Source organism: Peribacillus sp. NPDC097675 (genome assembly GCF_050277655.1).
Taxonomy (GTDB): Bacteria; Bacillota; Bacilli; order Bacillales; family DSM-1321; genus Peribacillus.
The window spans coordinates 1-20,600 of record NZ_JBNNSK010000003.1; the positions used below are offsets into that span (position 1 = coordinate 1).

General features: G+C 41.7%; 21 protein-coding genes. 16 read left to right on the forward strand and 5 right to left on the reverse strand.

Going from position 1 to position 20,600, the window contains the following annotated elements; genetic code table 11:
* Positions 1 to 212: 212 nt before the first annotated feature.
* The gene (locus tag ACQKL5_RS05375) at positions 213 to 461 is read left to right on the forward strand and encodes a transcriptional regulator SplA domain-containing protein (protein WP_427607001.1); all 249 of its coding nucleotides are present in this window, start codon (positions 213 to 215) and stop codon (positions 459 to 461) included.
* A 44-nt stretch (positions 462 to 505) separates the two neighbouring features.
* On the opposite strand, the gene ACQKL5_RS05380 is transcribed toward ACQKL5_RS05375, so the two are convergent.
* From ACQKL5_RS05380 to ACQKL5_RS05390, 3 genes are all read right to left on the reverse strand, one after another.
* Positions 506 to 964, reverse strand: a complete 459-nt coding sequence (locus ACQKL5_RS05380; protein ID WP_427607002.1) for a DinB family protein — start codon at positions 962 to 964, stop codon at positions 506 to 508.
* 251 nt (positions 965 to 1,215) lie between these two features.
* Positions 1,216 to 3,111 (reverse strand): asparagine synthase (glutamine-hydrolyzing), encoded by a 1,896-nt coding sequence (gene asnB, locus ACQKL5_RS05385; protein ID WP_427607004.1) that lies wholly within the window; start codon positions 3,109 to 3,111, stop codon positions 1,216 to 1,218.
* 532 nt (positions 3,112 to 3,643) lie between these two features.
* Positions 3,644 to 4,099: a DinB family protein gene (locus ACQKL5_RS05390; RefSeq protein WP_427607006.1), complete on the reverse strand. Its 456-nt coding sequence runs from the start codon at positions 4,097 to 4,099 to the stop codon at positions 3,644 to 3,646.
* Between the two features lie 267 nt (positions 4,100 to 4,366).
* On the opposite strand from ACQKL5_RS05390, the gene ACQKL5_RS05395 reads away from it, so the two are divergent.
* The 10 genes from ACQKL5_RS05395 (at position 4,367) to ACQKL5_RS05440 (ending at position 11,085) form a co-directional block, all read left to right on the forward strand.
* Entirely contained in the window at positions 4,367 to 4,669 is a 303-nt protein-coding gene (locus tag ACQKL5_RS05395) for an urease subunit gamma (RefSeq protein WP_427607008.1), read from the forward strand.
* Between the two features lie 12 nt (positions 4,670 to 4,681).
* Positions 4,682 to 5,005, forward strand: coding sequence for an urease subunit beta (locus tag ACQKL5_RS05400; RefSeq protein ID WP_427607009.1), 324 nt, complete (start codon positions 4,682 to 4,684; stop codon positions 5,003 to 5,005).
* Positions 5,002 to 6,711, forward strand: coding sequence for an urease subunit alpha (gene ureC, locus ACQKL5_RS05405; protein ID WP_427607010.1), 1,710 nt, complete (start codon positions 5,002 to 5,004; stop codon positions 6,709 to 6,711). Before ACQKL5_RS05400 ends, ureC begins: the two co-directional genes overlap by 4 nt.
* Before the next feature lie 10 nt (positions 6,712 to 6,721).
* Entirely contained in the window at positions 6,722 to 7,168 is a 447-nt protein-coding gene (ureE, locus tag ACQKL5_RS05410; RefSeq protein ID WP_427607011.1) for an urease accessory protein UreE, read from the forward strand.
* Complete coding sequence (locus tag ACQKL5_RS05415) at positions 7,161 to 7,847, forward strand: urease accessory protein UreF (protein WP_427607013.1); 687 nt, start codon at positions 7,161 to 7,163, stop codon at positions 7,845 to 7,847. Before ureE ends, ACQKL5_RS05415 begins: the two co-directional genes overlap by 8 nt.
* Before the next feature lie 52 nt (positions 7,848 to 7,899).
* Positions 7,900 to 8,517, forward strand: coding sequence for an urease accessory protein UreG (gene ureG / locus ACQKL5_RS05420; protein ID WP_427607015.1), 618 nt, complete (start codon positions 7,900 to 7,902; stop codon positions 8,515 to 8,517).
* A gap of 53 nt (positions 8,518 to 8,570) precedes the next feature.
* Positions 8,571 to 9,329 (forward strand): urease accessory protein UreD, encoded by a 759-nt coding sequence (locus tag ACQKL5_RS05425; RefSeq protein ID WP_427607016.1) that lies wholly within the window; start codon positions 8,571 to 8,573, stop codon positions 9,327 to 9,329.
* 20 nt (positions 9,330 to 9,349) lie between these two features.
* Positions 9,350 to 9,991: a sulfite exporter TauE/SafE family protein gene (locus tag ACQKL5_RS05430; RefSeq protein WP_427607017.1), complete on the forward strand. Its 642-nt coding sequence runs from the start codon at positions 9,350 to 9,352 to the stop codon at positions 9,989 to 9,991.
* Positions 9,992 to 10,153: 162 nt separating this feature from the next.
* Positions 10,154 to 10,549, forward strand: coding sequence for a hypothetical protein (locus ACQKL5_RS05435; RefSeq protein WP_427607018.1), 396 nt, complete (start codon positions 10,154 to 10,156; stop codon positions 10,547 to 10,549).
* 32 nt (positions 10,550 to 10,581) lie between these two features.
* Positions 10,582 to 11,085, forward strand: a complete 504-nt coding sequence (locus tag ACQKL5_RS05440) for a DUF1648 domain-containing protein (protein ID WP_427607020.1) — start codon at positions 10,582 to 10,584, stop codon at positions 11,083 to 11,085.
* A gap of 55 nt (positions 11,086 to 11,140) precedes the next feature.
* On the opposite strand, the gene ACQKL5_RS05445 is transcribed toward ACQKL5_RS05440, so the two are convergent.
* On the reverse strand, positions 11,141 to 12,004 hold the full coding sequence (locus tag ACQKL5_RS05445; RefSeq protein ID WP_427607022.1) for a dimethylarginine dimethylaminohydrolase family protein: 864 nt from the start codon (positions 12,002 to 12,004) through the stop codon (positions 11,141 to 11,143).
* Positions 12,005 to 12,180: 176 nt separating this feature from the next.
* Here ACQKL5_RS05445 and ACQKL5_RS05450 point away from each other — a divergent pair, with 176 nt between their 5' ends.
* Positions 12,181 to 13,800, forward strand: coding sequence for a long-chain fatty acid--CoA ligase (locus tag ACQKL5_RS05450; RefSeq protein ID WP_427607024.1), 1,620 nt, complete (start codon positions 12,181 to 12,183; stop codon positions 13,798 to 13,800).
* Positions 13,801 to 13,826: 26 nt separating this feature from the next.
* Entirely contained in the window at positions 13,827 to 14,618 is a 792-nt protein-coding gene (locus tag ACQKL5_RS05455; RefSeq protein WP_427607527.1) for an enoyl-CoA hydratase, read from the forward strand.
* A gap of 86 nt (positions 14,619 to 14,704) precedes the next feature.
* On the opposite strand, the gene ACQKL5_RS05460 is transcribed toward ACQKL5_RS05455, so the two are convergent.
* On the reverse strand, positions 14,705 to 14,893 hold the full coding sequence (locus ACQKL5_RS05460; RefSeq protein WP_427607026.1) for a YhzD family protein: 189 nt from the start codon (positions 14,891 to 14,893) through the stop codon (positions 14,705 to 14,707).
* A 299-nt stretch (positions 14,894 to 15,192) separates the two neighbouring features.
* On the opposite strand from ACQKL5_RS05460, the gene cysK reads away from it, so the two are divergent.
* From cysK to ACQKL5_RS05475, 3 genes are all read left to right on the forward strand, one after another.
* Complete coding sequence (gene cysK / locus ACQKL5_RS05465; RefSeq protein ID WP_427607028.1) at positions 15,193 to 16,116, forward strand: cysteine synthase A; 924 nt, start codon at positions 15,193 to 15,195, stop codon at positions 16,114 to 16,116.
* 191 nt (positions 16,117 to 16,307) lie between these two features.
* Positions 16,308 to 17,510, forward strand: a complete 1,203-nt coding sequence (locus ACQKL5_RS05470; RefSeq protein ID WP_427607030.1) for a metallophosphoesterase family protein — start codon at positions 16,308 to 16,310, stop codon at positions 17,508 to 17,510.
* Between the two features lie 22 nt (positions 17,511 to 17,532).
* The gene (locus tag ACQKL5_RS05475) at positions 17,533 to 20,529 is read left to right on the forward strand and encodes an AAA family ATPase (RefSeq protein WP_427607031.1); all 2,997 of its coding nucleotides are present in this window, start codon (positions 17,533 to 17,535) and stop codon (positions 20,527 to 20,529) included.
* The last annotated feature ends 71 nt before the right edge of the window (positions 20,530 to 20,600 follow it).

Consider the following 20,600-nt stretch of genomic DNA (forward strand, 5'->3'; position numbering starts at 1 on the left):
TAGCTGGCTTGCGTCAGCTACTTTCAATGAATAATTATAACAATAGAAAAACAGGTGGAGAAAAACGAGTTGTTTTTCTCCACCTGTTTTATTTTAGGGACTTATTAGACAGCCCCCTTTTTTTTGTTTCCTGATAGGGTTTTTCTGATCAATAAATAATTTTGGATATAATCCATAAACTAAGCAAATCCCCAATGGAAAGGAAGAATGTAATGGACGTTATCAATGCGAAAGAAGTGCAAGTTGGCGATGAAGTATTTGTGATCTATAATAATCCGCACGTCCCCACGGTCTCGAATGTAAGGGCTGCAGAAATTGTCCAGCATCCGAAAGATCCCAATGCAGTCGCATTATTCTTGAATGACACTTTTCATACGATTGAAGACGATGATGCGTTATTTTCATCAGAGGCAGCTGCTGAACAAGCGTATAGTAATTTTATTAACGATGAGTTGACTTGAAAAGGAAGAAGCCCCCGCTTAAAAGAGCGAGGGCTTCCTTCCTGTTATTTCGCTGCATGGATTACACGCAACATCGCATGGATTTGGCCCATATGATATGTTTCGTGGAATAGGGCAAGGTTCACCATTTCCCCATATGTTTCAAAACCTTTAAAGGGTTCTTCAAGTTTTTCGGTCAAGCGTTCTTCAGGAATGGCAAGAAGACGGTCCAGCTGCTCTTTAAATTGCTCAATCAATGCTTCAACTGAGGGAACGGCATCCGTCCAGTCAGCAGGACTTGTGCCCTGGGCAAAGAAGTCAGCGTAATTGGCCGGCAGGTTTCCTGCTGTCGGATGATCAAGCAAGAATTTTTCCGTTACAAACAATGTATGACCAAGATGCCAATGAATGTTATTGTTAAACCCTTCAGGTTGGATACTTGTCAATTCAGGGGTGATTCGATCGATGGCTCTTTCAAAAAATTTCCCCCTAATGAGTGAAAAACGTTTTTGTAATGGATTCATGATAGTAGCTCCTTCTAGTTGTCGCAATCAAAACGTCCACCGATAATGACAATGGTACGAATCTTAGGCTGTGATTTTATCGTAGTCTCCCTAATGATAGTCTATAAATAAATTTAATCAACCCGTTCTTAAGCAGGCAGGGGAATGTGAACCCCGACTTTATTATAATTGATCAAGTTAAAAAAAATATCCCTATCAAGGCTGAATCCTTGATAGGGATATAAATGGAAAGACATGTAATACTGAGGCTGTTAAGTAAGTACCGTCTGTCTTTTCATTTCTTGTTTATCCTCTAAATGATTGAAATCATATGCATATTCTATATAAATTTGGTGCCAGATCATAAAGACTAAAATGGTCCATATCTTTCTGCTGTTATCCTTTTTGCCAGAGACATGTTCCTGTAGTAAGTCGAGGGCTGCTTTTTTATTTAATAGATAGTCTGTTGGGCTAGTTCGTATTAAATTGTTGGCCCAATCATACATTTCATCTTTCAACCAATGTCGAATCGGAACAGGGAAGCCTAGTTTCTTTCGATTTAGTACATGATCCGGAACGATTCCCTCGGCTGCCTTCCGGAGTATATATTTAGTCGTATTATTTTTGATCTTTTGTTCTGTTTGGATTTTTGCCGCTACCTTGAAAACTTCTTTATCCAAGAAAGGAACCCTTAATTCAAGGGAGTTAGCCATGGTCATCTTGTCAGCTTTCAACAGAATATCACCCTGCAACCATGTAAGAATATCTAAATGTTGCATCTTTGTAACGGCATCATACGATCTGGATTGATGATAAATAGGTTCGGTTACGGTCGTATATTCTAAGTTGGATTTATAGTCTGCAAGCAATGCTTTCTTTTCACGTTCTTCAAACATTTTCGCATTACCGATATATCTCTCATGTAAAGGAGTGACACCACGTTCGATGAAGTTTTTCCCCTTCACTCCATCTGGTAGAATCCTACTCATCATTTTTAATAGATATTTGATTGGGCTCGGGATAGAGTTAAACATTTTCAGTGACTGTGGCTCTCTATAGATATTATAGCCACCGAAAAGCTCATCTGCCCCTTCTCCGGATAATACAACTTTTACGTGTTTTCTAGCTTCGCGGGCCACGAAATATAATGGAATGGCTGCCGGGTCTGCCAATGGGTCGTCCATGTGCCAAATGATTTTCGGGAGCTCTGCAAGGTATTCCTCAGGAGAAATGATATAACTGATATTCTCCAAGTTAAGAGCGTGGGCCGTTTCCTTCGCAACGTCGACTTCGCTGAATCCATCTCGTTCAAAACCGACGGAGAACGTCTTTAATTGAGGATTGATCTCTTTTGCTATGGAAACGATTATAGAAGAATCAATGCCTCCGGAAAGGAACGATCCTACTGGTACATCACTTCGCATATGCACATTCACTGAATCTATTAAAACATCACGAATTTCTTTAGTAAGTTGTGTTTCAGATAGATTCATCGGTGTGAAAGTAGGAGACCAATATCGTACGATATTCAATTTTTCCCCTGGTTTACTCGTAAAGTAATGGCCTGGTGCCAGTTTTTTGATTCCATTTGTCATTGTATCCGGTTCTGGAACGTATTGGAAGCTAAGGTAGTGTTGCAAAGACTCCGCGTCTATTTTCCCTTCCATAGCTAGAAGGATGCTCTTCTTTTCAGAAGCAAAATAAGTCATTTCTTCTTGTTCTGAGTAAAAGAAGGGTTTAATTCCGAACTGATCTCTCGCCCCAAATAAGGTTTGCTCAACTTTATCCCATATGACAAAGGCAAACATGCCTCTTAACTGTTCTACCATGCGTTCCTTTTGATCACTGTATAGGGCGATAATAACTTCGGTGTCGGATTCGGTAGCGAATTCATACCCTTTTTGTAATAATTCTCTCCGTAATTCAATGTAGTTATAGATTTCACCATTAAAGATGATCCAATAACGTTCATTCTCAAAAGATAGAGGTTGATGCCCGCTTTCTATATCAATGATACTGAGTCTTCTAAAACCAAAATTCACATAGTCATCCGTATAATATCCTTCATCATCTGGTCCTCTATGTGTTATAAGAGTGTTCATTTCCTTGAATTTTACCATGTCTGACTTTTTAGGTTCATGATACATACAACCAACAAATCCACACATTAGGATCACCTACCTTATAAAATTTTTTCACCTTTGAATCCTGTTTGAAGTTGGAAATATCCGTGTCTAATAGGAGTCCACCTATATTAGAATGATTGGAGGGTTGAGTAGTATAGGAAAATCATATAAAGGAACATAATTATCCATCTGAGTTTAATTGTTACAACAATTTTACTATTATACTGGTAAAAGTTACATTTTTCAACCCTTTATCAGCCTTTTTTATAGGACTGAAAACGATTCGAGTTAGTTCTGATGTCTGATTTTGTCCTATTATGAACAGGGGTTATTCAAAGCATGAAAGAGGGAAATATGCAGGTATCAAAAGCTGGTACTCTTTTTTTTCACGTAATTGTTTGTCAGGGGGAAAGAAAATGCTAATGAAGTAGAAAAGTCTCTTGATGAAAGAATTCTAATGTTGAGGGGATTCCTTAGCGGGAGCTGGGAATGAAGTGTTTTTTTGATAATCTCGACATCGATTTTTTTAAAAAAACCTGACACTCCGTAATAGCGTGTCAGGTTTTTCTAGTGATCAATTAGATGATTGAATGAGAAGTTTCATGGCATGCATTTGTCCGATGTGATTTGTTTCATGCAAGATTACAGTGCTTATGAAGTCCTCCACTGTTTCCATGCCCATGAATGGAGTTTCTACTTTATCGTGATACGTTTCTTCTGGAATGGCGAGAATCCGATCAAGTTGTTCCTGTAACTGCTGTTTTAACGTTTCTATGGAGGGAACGTCTCCTGTCCAATCCGACGGTTTTGAACCATATCCGAATAATTGTCCGTAGTTGTCCGGTAAGTTATTGCTTTTTGGTGAGCCAAATAAAAACTTTTCCGCTACAGTAAGTACATGTCCTAGATGCCAGTGAATCGTATTATTGAATCCTGTTGGCTGAATGTCCGTGAATTCTGGAGATAACCCCTCGATTTCCTTTAATAAATTGCTCCGTGTCACCTTTAATTGCTTTTTTAAATAACTCATTTTTCATTCTCCTCACATTATTAATTTCTTATTCTGCCTTAAAGTATAACAAGTATGGTTGGAATTCTCCAAGATAAGTGAAACATTAAATGTGAAAAGTGAAAGAGTTTTTCTTGAAATTGACAGAAAATTATGTATAATTAGGGATATGTTATAAAAACTTACATGGTTATGTTACATATTGGCTTTATTTTAGAAAGATAAGCACAACGATATATGGATATGAATGAACGATATCTTGCAGTTGGATGAAGAAGGAGAGAGGTCATGCGTTTAACGGCGAGGGAACAGGAGAAATTACTGGTCGTGGTTGCGGCAGATTTAGCAAGAAGGAGAAAAGAGAGGGGATTGAAATTGAATTATCCGGAGTCGATTGCCTTGATTACTTATGAAATCATGGAAGGGGCACGTGATGGAAAGTCTGTAGCGGAGCTTATGCAATTTGGCAGGATGATTCTATCCAGTGAGGAAGTGATGGAAGGGATTCCGGAGATGATCCACGATATTCAAGTGGAAGCGACGTTTCCGGATGGCACGAAGCTTGTGACGGTACATAATCCGATTCAGTAAGGAGGTTGTTGCATGATACCAGGTGAATATATCTTGAAAAAGGATCCCATCCTTTGCAATGAAGGGAAGCTTGTAACTGGGATATCTGTCATCAATCGAGGAGACCGTCCGATTCAGGTTGGCTCACATTTTCATTTTTATGAAGTGAATGGAGCCTTGGATTTCTTACGGGAAGAGGCTTATGGGAAACGGCTGAACATTCCCGCTGGGACGGCGGTCCGCTTTGAGCCAGGAGATGAAAAGGAAGTGGAACTGATTCCTTTAAGCGGTAAGAGGGAAGTGTACGGATTAAACAACCGGACAAATGGGCCGCTCGATGGGGAGGGTGAAAGATGAGTCATGAAATGTCAAGGAAGCAATATAGCGACATGTTCGGTCCAACGACTGGTGATTTAGTCAGATTAGCGGATACGGATCTTTTCATTGAAATCGAAAAAGATTTTACAAAGTATGGCGATGAAGTGAAATTCGGCGGGGGGAAAGTGATACGTGATGGGATGGGCCAACACCCAACCGCTGTTAGGGAAGGAGTCATGGATCTTGTATTCACGAATGCAATCATCGTCGATTACACGGGCATCTATAAAGCGGACATCGGTGTGAAGGATGGATACATTGCGGCAATCGGCAAGGCAGGCAATCCACTGTTGATGGATGGGGTGACCATGACGATTGGGGCAGCGACTGAAATCATAGCAGCTGAAGGGAAGATCGTGACTGCCGGAGGAATTGACGCACATATCCATTTCATTGCACCGCAACAAATAGAAACCGCGTTATCAAGTGGGATCACGACGATGATTGGCGGAGGAACGGGACCGGCAACGGGAACGAACGCAACAACGTGCACACCTGGATCTTGGAATATCCATAAAATGCTTGAAGCGGCCGAACATTTTCCGATGAATCTTGGATTTTTAGGAAAAGGGAATGCCTCGGCAAAAGAACCACTCATCGAGCAGGTCAAGGCCGGAGCGATCGGGTTGAAATTGCATGAAGATTGGGGGACGACGGCTGCGGCCATCGATACCAGTTTGTCTGTTGCGGATGAATATGACGTCCAGGTTGCCATCCATTCTGACACCCTTAATGAAGGGGGATTTGTCGAGGATACGGTTGCAGCCATCAAGGGGCGTGTCATTCATACCTATCATACGGAAGGAGCGGGTGGCGGACATGCCCCGGATATCATTAAGGTGGCGAGTTATCATAATATTTTGCCATCTTCGACCAATCCGACACGTCCTTATACGATTAATACATTGGAAGAGCATTTAGATATGCTGATGGTATGCCATCATTTGGATCCATCTGTTCCCGAAGATATCGCTTTTGCCGATTCCCGAATCAGGAAGGAAACGATAGCTGCTGAAGATATCCTCCATGATTTAGGCGTTTTCAGCATGATCAGTTCGGATTCGCAAGCCATGGGCCGGGTGGGTGAAGTGGTCATGCGGACATGGCAGACTGCGGATAAGATGAAAAGGCAGCGAGGAAAGATGATAGAGGAGAAGGGGGAAGGCGATAATTTCCGTGTAAAGCGCTATATCGCCAAGTATACGATTAATCCGGCCATCACCCATGGGATTTCTGAGGTTGTGGGATCCATGGAAGAAGGGAAATTTGCCGATCTCGTTGTCTGGGACCCTGCCTTTTTTGGGGTGAAACCCGATATGATCGTAAAAGGGGGCATGATTGCCCACAGTATTATGGGAGACCCGAATGCTTCCATTCCGACACCCCAGCCGGTTTTATATCGTCCGATGTTTGCCAGCTTTGGCCAAGCCGTTTCGAGTACGTCGATTACCTTTTTGTCCAAAGCTGCTTTTGAAGCAGGAATCCACAAGGAGCTTGGATTGAAAAAAATCGTTAAGACTGTCTCCGATATTCGTAATCTTACAAAAAAAGATATGAAGTTAAATGGGGAAACACCAGATATCGAAGTGGATCCACAAACATATGAAGTGACGGTCGACGGTAATTTAATTACGTGTGAGCCCGCAGAAGTCCTGCCTATGGCTCAACGATACTTTTTATTCTGAGGTGAATGGCATGATTATCGAGAAGGTAGTGGGAAATGTTGAATCAATTGAAAATAAACCAAAACATATGGAGCGTATATTTCTTGAAAGCGATGCATTAAGAAAGAGAATTCAACGGGTGAAAACGGATCATGGCAAGGAAATCGGCATCCGTCTCAAGGATAATAAAGATTTAATGGATGGCGACATTTTGTATATGGATGAAAAGAACATGATCGTGATTCAGACGATCGATGATGATATCTTAACGATCGTGCCTACATCCATTGAGCAGATGGGGTATATCGCACATCAATTGGGCAATCGCCATTTGCCGGCACAGTTTGAAGGCGATGAAATGCTAGTCCAATATGATTATCTGGTGGAAGAGTTGCTAGCTCAGCAAGGCATTCCCTTCCGCCGTGAAAAAAGAAAGGTAAAACAGGCATTCCGTCACATCGGTCATTCTCATGAATGAACGGTTGTTTCCACTTATCCAGCTTTGCGATTCGAATTTCCCCTCGGGTTCATTCTCCCATTCGTTTGGGATGGAGACCTATATACAGGAAGAGAAAATCCATGATGAGCAATCATTCAAAGAGTTTTTAAAAGTATACATCTTGAAGTCCCTATCCTATACAGATGGCCTTGGCTGCCGTATCGCATATGAGCTCATTCAGAATCAAGATTTAGAGGGTATTTGGGATTTGGATGAAAAGCTATTTGCGAGCTGTTCTGCCAAAGAATCAAGGGAAGCTTCAAGGCGGATTGGACAGCAGATGGCAAAGCTTTGCATGACACTTTACCCATCGGTTACGTTGTCCACTTACCTAATGAAAATAAAGGAAAAGGAATGTTACGGTCATCCGGCCATCGTCTTCGCGATTGTTAGTTCGGAGCTCGGCATTTCCATGGAGATGGCGATGACAGCTTGCCTGTACGCATCCGTTTCTTCACTCATTCAAAATGCCGTCAGGGGAATCCCGTTAGGACAGACGGCTGGACAATCGATATTGCTATGGACACATGGAGTCATTCAATCGGCAGTTCTGTTAGTGAAAGGGATGCCGGAGGACGAGCTTGGACGTACGTTGCCAGGCTTGGAAATCGCCCAAATGAGGCATGAGCAATTACATGTAAGGCTATTTATGAGTTAAATAGAAAGGGGTGAGAGGTTTTCCTTCATTTAAGAGGGGAACCGATTATAAGATGAAACAGGTTATTAAAATTGGTGTAGGTGGCCCGGTTGGGGCGGGGAAGACGATGCTTGTTGAAAAGTTGACACGAGTGATGGTAAAGGATTTTAGCATGGCCGTCGTCACGAATGACATTTATACGAAGGAAGATGCCTTGTTTTTAATGAAAAATGGTGTCTTGCCTGAAAATCGAATCATTGGGGTGGAAACGGGAGGTTGTCCGCATACGGCCATCAGAGAAGATGCTTCGATGAATTTCGCCGCCATCGATGAATTGGAGGACCTTCATCCCGATCTTGATTTAATTTTTGTTGAAAGCGGCGGTGACAATCTGGCAGCCACCTTCAGTCCGGAACTTGTGGATTTTTCCATCTATATCATTGATGTGGCCCAAGGGGAGAAGATTCCCCGAAAAGGCGGGCAAGGGATGATTAAATCGGATTTATTCATCATTAATAAAACAGATCTAGCCCCATATGTTGGAGCGAGTCTTGAAGTGATGGAGCGAGATACATTGGCGACAAGAGGAAATAAACCCTTCTTTTTTACAAATTTAAAAGATGAAAAAGGATTAGCGGATGTTGTGAATTGGATTAAATCCGAGGCTTTTTTGATCGGATTAGAGCAATGAACTGGACTGGTAGCATCCGCTTAACCTCCGTTCTAAAGAAGGGGCGTACAATTGTGAAGGACAGCTATCATGAGGGGGCATTCAAGCTGTCCCGTCCTGTTTATCTGGACGAGACTTCACCCACCTATTTTCTCATTCATGTCGGAGGCGGGTATGTCGGAGGTGATCGCTACCAGCAGCATTTTTGTTTAGAAGAAGGGGCTCAGTTGACGTTAACGACCCAGTCAGCGACAAAGGTTTATAAGACAACGGGAGAACCGGCAAGGCAGGAGACTGAAATGATATTAAGGAAGGGCAGCTTCCTCACCTATGTTCAAGACCCTTTAATTGCATATGAAGGTGCACAATATATTCAAGATACGACCATACATATGGATCAGGGTTCAGGGATCCTGCTTACGGATATCTTCACACCAGGATGGTCCGAGAGTAGGGAGGAATTTACATACGACTGGATTCGCTCGAAAATGAATGTGTTTTATGATGGAAAAAGGCTGATTATGGACCATTTATTATTGCAGCCTTCCGATCAGATGGAATCTATTATGTTAATGGAAGGATACAGCCATTTCGGCTCATTATTGTTCATTCATCATGAGCTTAGCGAGGACATTATAACGGAATTAGAAGAATCACTATCTGTTTTAGGGCAACAGGTTCGACTCGGCTTTTCGAGACTGCCGACAAGAGGACTGATGTTGAGGGCATTGGCGAATCAGACTCAGTTAATTGAGAAGGTGTTTACTGTTTGCGAGGACCTTCTACGAAGTCGAGTCTTGCGCAAAGATGTGGTTTTCTACCGTAAATATTAAAAAAGACGGGATTGAATGATATGGAAATGAGTTTATTGCTGGTACTAGGGATTGGGTTTGTCTTGGGCATCAAGCACGCTCTTGAACCTGATCATGTTATAGCTGTTTCAACCATAGCTAGTCAAAGCAAAAAAATCTGGAAATCATCGCTCGCCGGGGTTTTCTGGGGAATCGGCCATACACTAACGCTCCTGGTTTTCGGTATCGTTCTCATCCTTTTGAAAGATGAAATCCCAGAAGCATGGGCCATGTCACTCGAATTTTTTGTAGGTATCATGTTGGTGTATTTAGGAATGACCACGCTGTTTTCCTGGAAGAAAGCTCATGAACATGTCCAGTCGGAAAGAAGCACCTATTTGAAATCGACGGTTATCGGGGTCGTCCATGGACTTGCCGGAAGCGCCGCGATGGTACTGCTTACAATGAGTACGATAGATTTTGTCTGGCAGGGCGCTCTTTATATCATCATTTTTGGAGTGGGGACCTGTTTAGGGATGCTCTTGTTTACAACAATATTGAGCATTCCCTTTGTTACTGCTTCTTCTAAGAAAGTGAACCGCTCACTCATTCGTATGACAGGTGTAGTCAGTACGGTTTTCGGAATTTATTATATGTATAACCTGGGTGTGAACGAACGACTTTTTGCAATTTGGTTTGGATGATTTTTTTCTTTGAGTAAAGAGAATTCGATCCGGAAACTTTCAGGCGAATAGCTTGGGAGTTTTTTATTTTTTTACTCCCCAATAATCCTATTATTCTTCATAAGTAAACTAGTATAATGAATATATTGGAAATTATTTTGCTCATTGCAGGAGGTGGAGGCAATGAAGAGATTATCGTTATTTGCACTTTGTCTAGTATCATTAACATTCGCTTCGGGTTGTGCCGATAAGGAAGAAGAGATTTCGATTCAAAAACGAATAGGGGAAGAAACATATAGATATGAAGCCTATAAAGAAAATATAAAAATGAAAAGAACGGAAAAGCCGAAAGAAATTTTAGGGAACGCAGAGTGGAAAGAAAACCCCATGAAGGAAGACGATCCGAAAGCGGATTTCATTTTCTACTTCAATGATCGCAACTTGGGGGATAGAATCCCTGTTTACTATGTTTGGGTGAATGCAGGTAAGAGTACGTTAGAAGTTACGAAAGACGAGCAGGACAAGTATGTGCAATTAAGTAAAGAAGATTCTGCGGTCATCTTGGACTTACTACAATAAACCATCCTACTTGCGAAATGGAGGGGGAAAATATGGAAAATAATCAGCCAGTTTTACATTTGCCTAAAACGGGTTTGGAAAAAGTGATGGACATCGTGTCGCTTCTCTTGATCATAATCAACTTCATTTATTTAATCAGTGTGTGGAACACGTTGCCTGAGCAAGTACCGATTCACTTTAATGGGAAAGGTGAGGTCGACGGGTGGGGAGGAAGAGTTGTCATTTGGCTACTACCTACCATCAGTCTTTTTCTATGGTTTGGCTTGACGTTGATGGAGAGAGTTCCGCACCTTTTTAATTATCCGATTGAAATAACAGAAAAAAATGCAGTCTTCCAATATAAAAATGCCCGAATGATGAGTTTATTTTTAAAGGTGGAGATTATCCTTGTTCTTCTGTATACGAGTTGGCAATCGGTACATGCCGCTAAGGGCGATGAAGGAGGTCTTGGAAGGGCAGAGTTGCCTATTTTACTGATTTTGATTTTGGGTTCCATCGCTTTCTTTGTGATCCGTTCTGTCCGTAACGCCAAATAAACCGAGTTTGCCATTGTGGCTTACCCGGTTTTTGTTTAGGGCTATAGTTAAGATCTTAGTTCTGTTTGATCCGTAAAAGTGGCATCGTACAGCAGCGAAAAGAGCCTCCAGATTTGATGATTTCGCTTATGTCGACTTCAATCACATCATATCCTCGTTCGCGAAGCTGATGATTAACCTTTTTATTGAAAGGAAGACTGAACAACTTCTTATTACCGATGGATAGCACATTCGTGCCCATTGTGAATTGTTCTTCTCTGTCCACTTCGATCAGTTCATAACGTGAACCCAAAAAGTCTAAATCCTTCTCGGTTAGAGCATTAGGGAATACGAGTGCTTCGGTTGGCGATATAACATTGAATATGCAATCCAAGTGGAGAAACTTTTCAACGAATGGAATCGAAATGATCTCATATTCAGGCAATAAGGTTTGAAGATGGTGAATGGACTCTTCATCTGTTCTATCACCGACTCCGATATAGATGGTTTTCCCATCGATTATAACATCTCCGCCCTCGATTTTACCCTTGGATAAATCATAAGAAGGAATAGCGTTTGCTTCGAGCCAGACTTTCAGTAGACGTTCTTCACCTTGACGGATATCGGTGGCCATTTCAGCTACATACACGGTATTTCCAAGGGTAAAACCGATGTCCCTAGTAAAGACTTGTTCTGGGTAGCTAGATTGGGGTGGTAGTTTGATGACTTCTATCCCTTCATTCTCAAGAGCTTTTACAAAATTTATATGTTGTTTCATCGCCAGGAACCGATCTATGTTTTCCTCTTTGAATTCCTTTTGAGTTTCGTTGATGATTTCGCGTATCTCCATATACCTTGGTTCACAGACAATTACCTGTGAAAGGGGTGAATATTCACTCGTACAGGAAGCGTCAAGTGCCTCATTAAGATTGTTTGCCATAGATAAGCTCCTCTAAATATAATTTACCTATACTTTACCTCTATTTTTCGAAAAAAAAACAACATAGAAGTCGATTTATAAAATAAAATGTAAAATCATGAACCAATGGAAAGGATAATTTTTCTTGTGGTCGAATATATAATTGGAAGCGGTTTCTATATAAGGGGGAGATTGTTATGATGAACACTCCATTGATTATGACGCAAATCATTGAAAGAGCTGAAAAGTATTTTTCGAAAAAAGAAGTGGTTTCCCGCACGGATGGAGGAATTCATACATTTACGTATGCTGAGACTGCACAGCGTACTCGGAGGCTAGCTAGCGCATTTGAAAAAATGGGCATTAGGACAGGTGACCGAATTGGGACATTAGCATGGAATCACCATCGGCACCTAGAAGCCTATTTTGCCATTCCTTGTCATGGAGCTGTCCTGCATACAATCAATATGCGCCTATCTCCTCAGCACATTTCTTATATCATCAATAGTGCCGAAGATCGCCTTTTACTAATAGATCCAGATGTTATTCCATTATTGGAAGCTATTAAAGATGAGCTCACGACGGTTGAGGGATATATCATCATGACGGATAAAGAAAATCTACCTGAAACGACATTGTCACCTGTCTATCATTATGAAACATTATTGGCAGAAGGAAATCCTGCACAGCCCTTCATTCAGGATTTGGATGAAAATGCTCCGGCAGGTTTGTGTTATACCTCAGCGACAACAGGAAATCCAAAAGGTGTTGTGTACTCTCATCGTGGGGTTTTACTGCACGCGATTGCACTGGGTCTGGCTGATTCCACAGCGTTAAGCGAACGAGATGTCGCTCTGCCCGTTGTGCCGATGTTTCATGTGAATGCATGGGGCATGCCATTTGCTAGCGTTTGGTTCGGAACGAAGATGGTCTTGCCAGGACCGAATTTCACACCAAAAATTTTAGCTGAGCTCATCGAAACACAAAAGGTGACCATTGCGGCTGGGGTTCCGACAATCTGGCTTGGGCTGCTGAAGGAGCTTGAAGCAGGCAATCATGATACGAGCAGTATGCGTGCCATTTTATGCGGAGGATCGGCCGCCCCGAAAAGCATGATAAGGACATTTGAGAAAAAGTGGAATATTCCGTTCCTTCATGCCTATGGAATGACTGAAACGAGCCCCCTTGTGTTCATTTCAAAACCGAAAAGTTATCAGGAAGGTCTGCCTGAGGAAGAACTTTATGACCTCAAGGCCAAACAGGGGCTAGCCGCCCCAATGATTGAAATTAAAGTCATCGGCCAGGATGGTGAAGTGAAGCCTGATGGAAAAGAGATGGGCGAATTACTTATAAGAGGACCTTGGATTGCCGATGAATACTTTAAGGATGAGCGTACAGCAGAAACGTTTAAAGATGGCTGGCTCTATACCGGTGATGTCGTCACGATAGATGACGAAGGGTTTGTCAAAATTGTCGACCGGACAAAGGATTTGATCAAAAGTGGTGGAGAATGGATTTCCTCGGTTGATATAGAAAATACATTGATGGCCCACGAAGGAATATTTGAGGCGGCTGTCATTGCCATGCCGCACGAAAAATGGCAGGAACGGCCAGTAGCCTGTGTCGTCTTAAAAGATGGATACAAGGGAAAAGTGACTCAGGAAGAAATCCTGGAATTTCTACAACCACAGTTTGCTAAGTGGTGGATACCAGATGAAATTATCTTTATGGATGATATCCCAAAAACGGGTGTAGGCAAGTTCTTGAAAAGGGCCCTCCGTGACCAGCTTAAGGATAACTATCTAAAAAATAAGTGAATGAAAGAGGAGGAAAAAGAGTGAATATTGAGTCATCTTCATCTATAGATACAGTTTTAGTCACATGCACAGGGAGAACAGCGACGGTCACTTTAAATCGTCCGGAGTCCATGAATGCAATCAATCCAGGAATGCTAAGCGATTTTATTAATGCACTGAAAGACGTCAGCGAGAATGAAGACATCGACGTTGTCATTTTAAAAGGGAACGGAAAAGCATTTTCTTCAGGTGGAGATATTAAGATGATGCTTGGCTCTGATGAAGAAAACGACTTTGATAGCCTGATGGACGGAATCAGTGAATTGGTTACGACCCTTTATTTCATGCCTAAATTGACCATCAGTGAAATTCACGGTGCAGTAGCGGGGCTTGGATTAAGCATCGCACTAGCGACGGATTACCTCATTGCAGACTCTCAAAGCAAGGTAGCGATGAACTTTATCGGGATTGGCTTGATTCCAGATGGGGGAGGGCATTTCTTCCTGGAACGCCGGCTTGGCGAAGTGGGAGCGAAAGAATTGATTTGGGAAGGGAAAGTACTTACGGCTCATGAGGCTAAGGAAAAAGGTCTGATTCATGAAGTTGTGGAAGGTTCTTTGGAGCAGGCAGTCGAGAAAAAAGTACAGACCTGGCTGAGAAGTCCGGTACAAGCGATGATTAAAACCAAAAAGATTCTAAGCGAAAAAAATCGTCCCTTATTAATAAAAATGCTTGAAATTGAAAAAACCGCACAAATGAAAATGCGTCAAACAGAAGATCATAAAGAAGGTATACGGGCGTTCGTTGAGAAAAGAAAACCAGTTTTCATTGGGAAATGAACGCAGAAAGACCGTCAAGATACTGTGACGGTCTTTCTAATTCTTATGAAAGAGATGATGTTGAAAAATCGCTTCCAATTATCCGCTTAACGATGAAAAAGTAAAAGTGCTCCCGCAGGTGAGGTACAGCGGTGCGTGTGATCTTGATAGTTTTTTTCATTAAGGAGTCTCTGGCCGACTTCTTTCGCTTGTTGATCATTTTCAGCGGTGAATGCCTCGTCTAAAAGCTTTTCCCCTGAAGGTTCAAATACAGTTAATTTATATATTTTACTCATGTTCAAAACTCCCCTTTTTTCTTCATGTACCGGGCGATTCCCTTTTACATGCGAATGAACGATTAATGAAAATTTTATCATTTTTTGTCAATTTTGACTATAATTATATAAAAGGGATGTTTTCTTGCTTATTAGATATCCTAAATGTATCTATCTATGTAATTTTCTTATTTTTAAGCAATTAAATCTATAGGATTTGAGGAGTTTCCTTTGCTAAACAAAAATCCATAAATGATATAATGATGAAGGAGCAACAATAAAAGTAGTAAGTGAATGAGTGGAAAGGAGATTTTTAAGAAATGACTGTAAAAATCGTACATAATGTCACGGAATTAATCGGGGATACACCCGTCGTTAGAATTAATCGTTTAACATCGGAAGGTGATGCCGATGTATATGTTAAACTAGAATATTTCAACCCGAGCCGGAGTGTTAAAGACCGGGCTGCCTTCAACTTGATCCAGCAGGCTGAGTTGGATGGACTTATCCAACCGGGGGCAACGATCATTGAGCCGACTTCAGGGAATACAGGTATCGGACTGGCAATGAATGCTGCCGCGAAAGGCTACCGTGCGATTATGGTCATGCCTGATAATATGTCAAAAGAAAGAATCAATATATTGAAGGCCTACGGGGCGGAAGTGGTCCTTACTCCAGCTTCAGAACGGATGCCGGGAGCGATTCGTAAAGCGGAGGAGCTGGCAGCGGAAATTACCAATAGCTTTATTCCGCAACAATTCGAGAACAAGGCGAATCCTGATATTCACCGGGTGACGACAGCTGTTGAGATTTTGGAACAGATGGATCGTAATCTGGATGTATTTGTCGCCACTGCTGGTACAGGCGGGACCATTACAGGCACAGGTGAAGCGTTAAAAGAGGAGCTGCCTGATTTAAAGGTAGTTGTTGTCGAGCCTCAGGGTTCACCTGTTCTTTCGGGAGGGAAACCTGGACCGCATAAGCTGGTTGGAACAAGCCCAGGTTTTGTTCCAAGTATTTTAAATACGGATGTCTTTGATGAAATCCTTCAAGCAACGGATGAAAATGCCATCTCGACAATGAAGGACATGGCCGCGAAGGAAGGGATTTTAATTGGTCCTTCAGGTGGTGCCGCTGTCTGGGCTGCCCTTCAGGAAGCACGCCGCCTTGGAAAAGGAAAGCGGGTACTGTGTATTGCACCAGACAATGGTGAGCGGTACTTAAGCATGGATATTTTCAATTAAAGAATAAGAATAAGAATAAAGATCGAATGCCGTGTACATAAAAAGTGCCGGCCATTCGGTCTTTTTTTGTGTGAATTTGTCCATATTGTTTTCACTTAAACCAATTGAATGGACAAACCTGAAATACAGATGGGAAAGTATGTTCTATCTATGGTAAAATAATGTAAATAAGTTAAAAAAGAGGTGGTATAGTGAGTAAGGTTACGTTCATTCATGCGGCAGATTTTCATTTGGATAGCCCATTTTCAGGTTTGAAAGATTTGCCGGCCTCTCTATTAAAAGAGATAAGGGAGAGTCCATTTAAGTCTTTTCAAAAAATTGTTGATGAGGCCATCAATCTTCATGTCGATTTCATGGTGATATCAGGTGATTTATTTGATGGGGAAAATCGGAATCTTAGGACACAAGTCCGCTTTCGAAGGGAAATGGAAAGGCTTTTGCAAAACGAGATTCCCGCCTTTATCATTCATGGGAACCATGATCACTTGAGCGGCTCCTGGATCAGCGTCGACCAACCAGAAAATGTGCATATCTTTTCTGCCGAAACCGAAGTAAAGAGGTATGAAAAGAAGGATGGAACGACAGTTCATTTGTATGGATTCAGTTATCCACGGCGTCATGTAACTGAACGCATAATCGAGTCGTATCGAAAATCAGGCGTCGCCGATTATCATATCGGTCTCCTTCATGGCAATTTAGAAGGAAACACGGAACATAGCGACTATGCACCCTTTTCATTGAAAGAGCTAGAGGCAAAGGACTTTGATTACTGGGCTTTAGGTCATATACATAAACGACAGGTCGTTTCGGAACATCCACTTGTGATTTACCCAGGAAATATACAAGGGAGGAATCGGAAAGAGTCCGGCGTAAAGGGCTGTGTTTTAGTAGAAATGGACGGAGAAGCTAAAGGTCATTCCTTTATCGAAACATCTGGAGTGATTTGGGAAAGCGAAACCATAAGAGTTACGGAAGACTCAGGTTTTGACGCTCTTTATCAACAGTTCTCGGAAGTAATCGAACAAACGCGCTCGAATGGTAGATGTTCTCTGTTAGATATCAAGCTGGATGTTGGGACTTGCTTAGGTTTCAGACATGAAATGCTTGAAGATTTAATCCGGCTTTTACAGGAAGAGGAGCAGGAACAACCATTCGTTTGGTTATATAAGATCACTCTCATTCCAAATTCCATACGTAAAGCAAGAGGAAAGCAAACGCCTTTCACAAATGAAATTTCCAGCCTCGCAACTGATTTTGCTGATATGGAAGATGTTTTAGCACCACTTTATAAACAAGCTGGAGCAAGAAGATTTCTTGAAGTTTTGGAACAGGAGGAGAAGGAAGAGCTCTTGAATGAAGCGGAAAGATGGCTATTGCAGGTCTTTGATTCATAAAGATTTTTAAGGAGGGAACCATTTGAAAATTAAAGACCTCCATATTTATGGCTATGGGAAACTGGAAAATAAGCGATTTCCAGAGCTGGGACAGGTGCAAATCTTCTTTGGTGAAAATGAGTCAGGTAAATCCACAATCATGTCATTCATTCACAGCGTTTTATTTGGTTTTCCGACAAAGGTTCAAAATGATCACCGCTATGAGCCGAAACTGCATGCTAAATATGGCGGGAGACTCACGCTTGTCACAAAAAAAGATGGTGAAATCATCATTGAACGGGTGAAAGGGAAAGCAGTGGGGGATGTATCGGTCACATTCAAAAATGGGAGGACCGGGGGCGAAGATGAGCTTAACGAGATTCTTCAAGGTATTGATAAAACTTATTATCAGTCCATTTATTCTTTCGACCTTCAGGGGCTACAAGGCCTGCACGCCCTAAGTGAAGGGACCATGAGTAAATATTTACTTTCGGCTGGTTTGATTGGAAATGATAAGCTGGTGGAGGCTGAAACAAAGCTGCAGAAGGAGCTGGATATCCGATTCAAACCTTCAGGACAGAAGCCATTATTAAATGTGAAAATAAAAGAACTTAAGGATTTGCACAAACAAGTTAAAGAAGCCGAAATGGAACAACAGTCCTACACTTCATTGTGCCAGGATGAAATCAAGCTGAAAAACCAACTAGAAAGTCTATTGGGTCATATTCAAGAGATGGAGAAATGTCTTATTGAATACAATTCCTTTTTACGAATCAAACCGTTACTTGAGGAACACCGAGAATTGGAAGCAAGTCTGAATGACATCGGGGATGCGACTTTTCCTGTCGATGGTTTAAAGAGGCTTGAGCGGTTACAGGCAATTGAAATCCCCACCAATGCGCAACTGGTTGCCTTGGATGAGAAAGTGGAGCAATTAGGTCAGCATCTTACCCAGAATCAAAGTGGGTCGTTCATCAGGGAACATAAAGAAAAGATAGAATATGCCATGGAACAAGGCGCATTGCTAGATAAGCTCGAACTGGAATTAAGGAAAGCAGAACATGAAATGCTTGTTGAAGTGAAAAAAATCGATAAGCTTAAGCAGGAGTTATTTTGGGATGCCTCTGAGGAAGAAATCAAAATGCTCGATACCAGTACGTTCATGAAAGAGAAAATAAAGAGGGTGGAAAGGGAAAAGCTTCGTTTACACATGGATGAAAACCTGCTCGATGAAAGATACAGACAGCAAAAAATGAGTCTGGAAACCACTGAAGCACGGGTTAAAGAAATTCAGGCACAAATAATGCCTGGAGATAAAAGAAAAGAGCTAGAAGCCATCGTTAATCCCCAACATGACTCCACCTTTGTCGAAGTGAAAAGGCAGCTTCTTGATGAGCAAATTTTAGAGCTTGAGGGTCAATTACATGCACAGGAGAAACGTGAAGATCATCATAAGCGTTTCCAGCTATTATCAAGCGGATTGATAGCCCTCATATGTGTATTAGCAATCGTCAGTTTTTTCGAGGGGCAGAATCTAGGTGGCATGATTTTACTCAGCGCAGCCCTCATATTGATAGTTTCTCGCCTTCTCTTTAAAGGCGAAGATATGTCGGTAAGACAGTCGAAGCAACTTGAAGAGGTAAGAGGGAAACGGGCAGCTTTGGAAACGATGGATAAACCGTCTACTGTTATGGGAGAAGTGCCGATAGGTCAGCTCCTTAAGCAAGATAATGAACACCTAAGACAGCTGGAAAAGGAAATATTTAAATCTGAAGAACGGGAAGAAGCCTTCGAATCGACTATCAAGGAGTACGCTGCTTGGGAAGAGAGACAGGCACGCTTGAATGATGTAGTGAACACCATCATAAAGACCTGGGGTTTCCCTCATACCGGAGTGGAAATCAACCTTGAATCGATTTTTGAAGAACTGGCGAATTGGAAGGAAGCGATTGAAAGAAAGCAGGAAAAAGTGGACGCCCATCGTCTGATTCATGCTGAATATGAAACTAAATCCAACGCATTATTTCAGTTCGCCTTACTAGTTGGCAAAGAGCCATCTACATGGCGCGAAGCCATCAATGTGTTGAAAGAAGAAGTCAATCGCGTAACGGAACAAACAGCCAAGGTTACTCAATGGAAGCAGGAAATGAGTCATTTAAAGAGTGAAAGAGAAAGACTAATGGTTGAAAAAGACTATCTAGTCGAGGAGATGGGCAAGCTTTTCACATTGGCTAAGGTTAATGGTGAAAAAGCATATCGTGAAAAGGCTATTTTAGCCGAAGAAAGGACCGTGCTACACAAACAATTGGAGTTGCTCAATATTCAATTGAGGCAAGGAGATATCCAAACAGAACAAATTCAGGCATTTACTGAACAAGGGATTAGTGCCTATTCAGTTGATAACCTTGAACAAAAACGAAAAGATTTAGTGAAGGAAAAAACATTGGTACTGGAGAAACAAGCAGATACAAGGTATAAAATCAAACAGCTAGAGGCGATGGGTGTTTATGAAGAGTCCTTGCATCAATTTCATGAAGCAAAAGCTGCTTTTAACGAGGAAGCAAAGGTATGGGCAAAATTGGCACTGGCTAAAAGTTTATTAAATAAAACCCTAGACCGATATAAAAGGGAACGTCTTCCGAAGGTCATCGCTGAAGCGGAACAACATTTATCATTTTTAACAAATGGGCGCTATCGAAAGATCATTCTTGAACAAAGTGGTGAAGGTTTAAGCTTAGAACGGAGTGATGGAGTGAAATTCAAGGCTGAGGAAGTTAGCCGTGGAACTGCAGAGCAGATATATGTGTCATTAAGGCTAGCGCTTGCGGACCATACGTTTTCCGAAGACCCTTTTCCACTTATCATTGATGACAGTTTTGTTAACTTTGATGCGAACAGGACAAAGCGGATGCTTGAGCTCCTGATACAAGTTTCGGAACAGCGCCAAATTTTATTTTTTACATGTCACGATCATATTTTGGACCAGTTCACGGAAAATGACGTGATACATTTGTCAAAGGAAGCTTTGACCCCGAGTTGAGTATGATTTTAACCTCTTCGACATAAGATGAAACAAAACTAATCATAAAGAGAGTGAAAAAAATTGAAAAT

Excerpts from the sequence above, each read along its gene's own strand:
- ureE (WP_427607011.1), top strand. The coding sequence starts at position 6,722 with ATGATTATCGAGAAGGTAGTGGGAAATGTTGAATCAATTGAAAATAAA.
- ACQKL5_RS05435 (WP_427607018.1), top strand. The coding sequence starts at position 10,154 with ATGAAGAGATTATCGTTATTTGCACTTTGTCTAGTATCATTAACATTC.
- cysK (WP_427607028.1), top strand. The coding sequence starts at position 15,193 with ATGACTGTAAAAATCGTACATAATGTCACGGAATTAATCGGGGATACA.
- ACQKL5_RS05430 (WP_427607017.1), top strand. The coding sequence starts at position 9,350 with ATGGAAATGAGTTTATTGCTGGTACTAGGGATTGGGTTTGTCTTGGGC.
- ACQKL5_RS05450 (WP_427607024.1), top strand. The coding sequence starts at position 12,181 with ATGATGAACACTCCATTGATTATGACGCAAATCATTGAAAGAGCTGAA.
- ureG (WP_427607015.1), top strand. The coding sequence starts at position 7,900 with ATGAAACAGGTTATTAAAATTGGTGTAGGTGGCCCGGTTGGGGCGGGG.
- ACQKL5_RS05400 (WP_427607009.1), top strand. The coding sequence starts at position 4,682 with ATGATACCAGGTGAATATATCTTGAAAAAGGATCCCATCCTTTGCAAT.
- ACQKL5_RS05395 (WP_427607008.1), top strand. The coding sequence starts at position 4,367 with ATGCGTTTAACGGCGAGGGAACAGGAGAAATTACTGGTCGTGGTTGCG.
- ACQKL5_RS05445 (WP_427607022.1), bottom strand. The coding sequence starts at position 12,004 with ATGGCAAACAATCTTAATGAGGCACTTGACGCTTCCTGTACGAGTGAA.
- ACQKL5_RS05380 (WP_427607002.1), bottom strand. The coding sequence starts at position 964 with ATGAATCCATTACAAAAACGTTTTTCACTCATTAGGGGGAAATTTTTT.
- ACQKL5_RS05390 (WP_427607006.1), bottom strand. The coding sequence starts at position 4,099 with ATGAGTTATTTAAAAAAGCAATTAAAGGTGACACGGAGCAATTTATTA.
- ACQKL5_RS05460 (WP_427607026.1), bottom strand. The coding sequence starts at position 14,893 with ATGAGTAAAATATATAAATTAACTGTATTTGAACCTTCAGGGGAAAAG.
- ACQKL5_RS05415 (WP_427607013.1), top strand. The coding sequence starts at position 7,161 with ATGAATGAACGGTTGTTTCCACTTATCCAGCTTTGCGATTCGAATTTC.
- asnB (WP_427607004.1), bottom strand. The coding sequence starts at position 3,111 with ATGTGTGGATTTGTTGGTTGTATGTATCATGAACCTAAAAAGTCAGAC.
- ACQKL5_RS05375 (WP_427607001.1), top strand. The coding sequence starts at position 213 with ATGGACGTTATCAATGCGAAAGAAGTGCAAGTTGGCGATGAAGTATTT.
- ACQKL5_RS05440 (WP_427607020.1), top strand. The coding sequence starts at position 10,582 with ATGGAAAATAATCAGCCAGTTTTACATTTGCCTAAAACGGGTTTGGAA.
- ureC (WP_427607010.1), top strand. The coding sequence starts at position 5,002 with ATGAGTCATGAAATGTCAAGGAAGCAATATAGCGACATGTTCGGTCCA.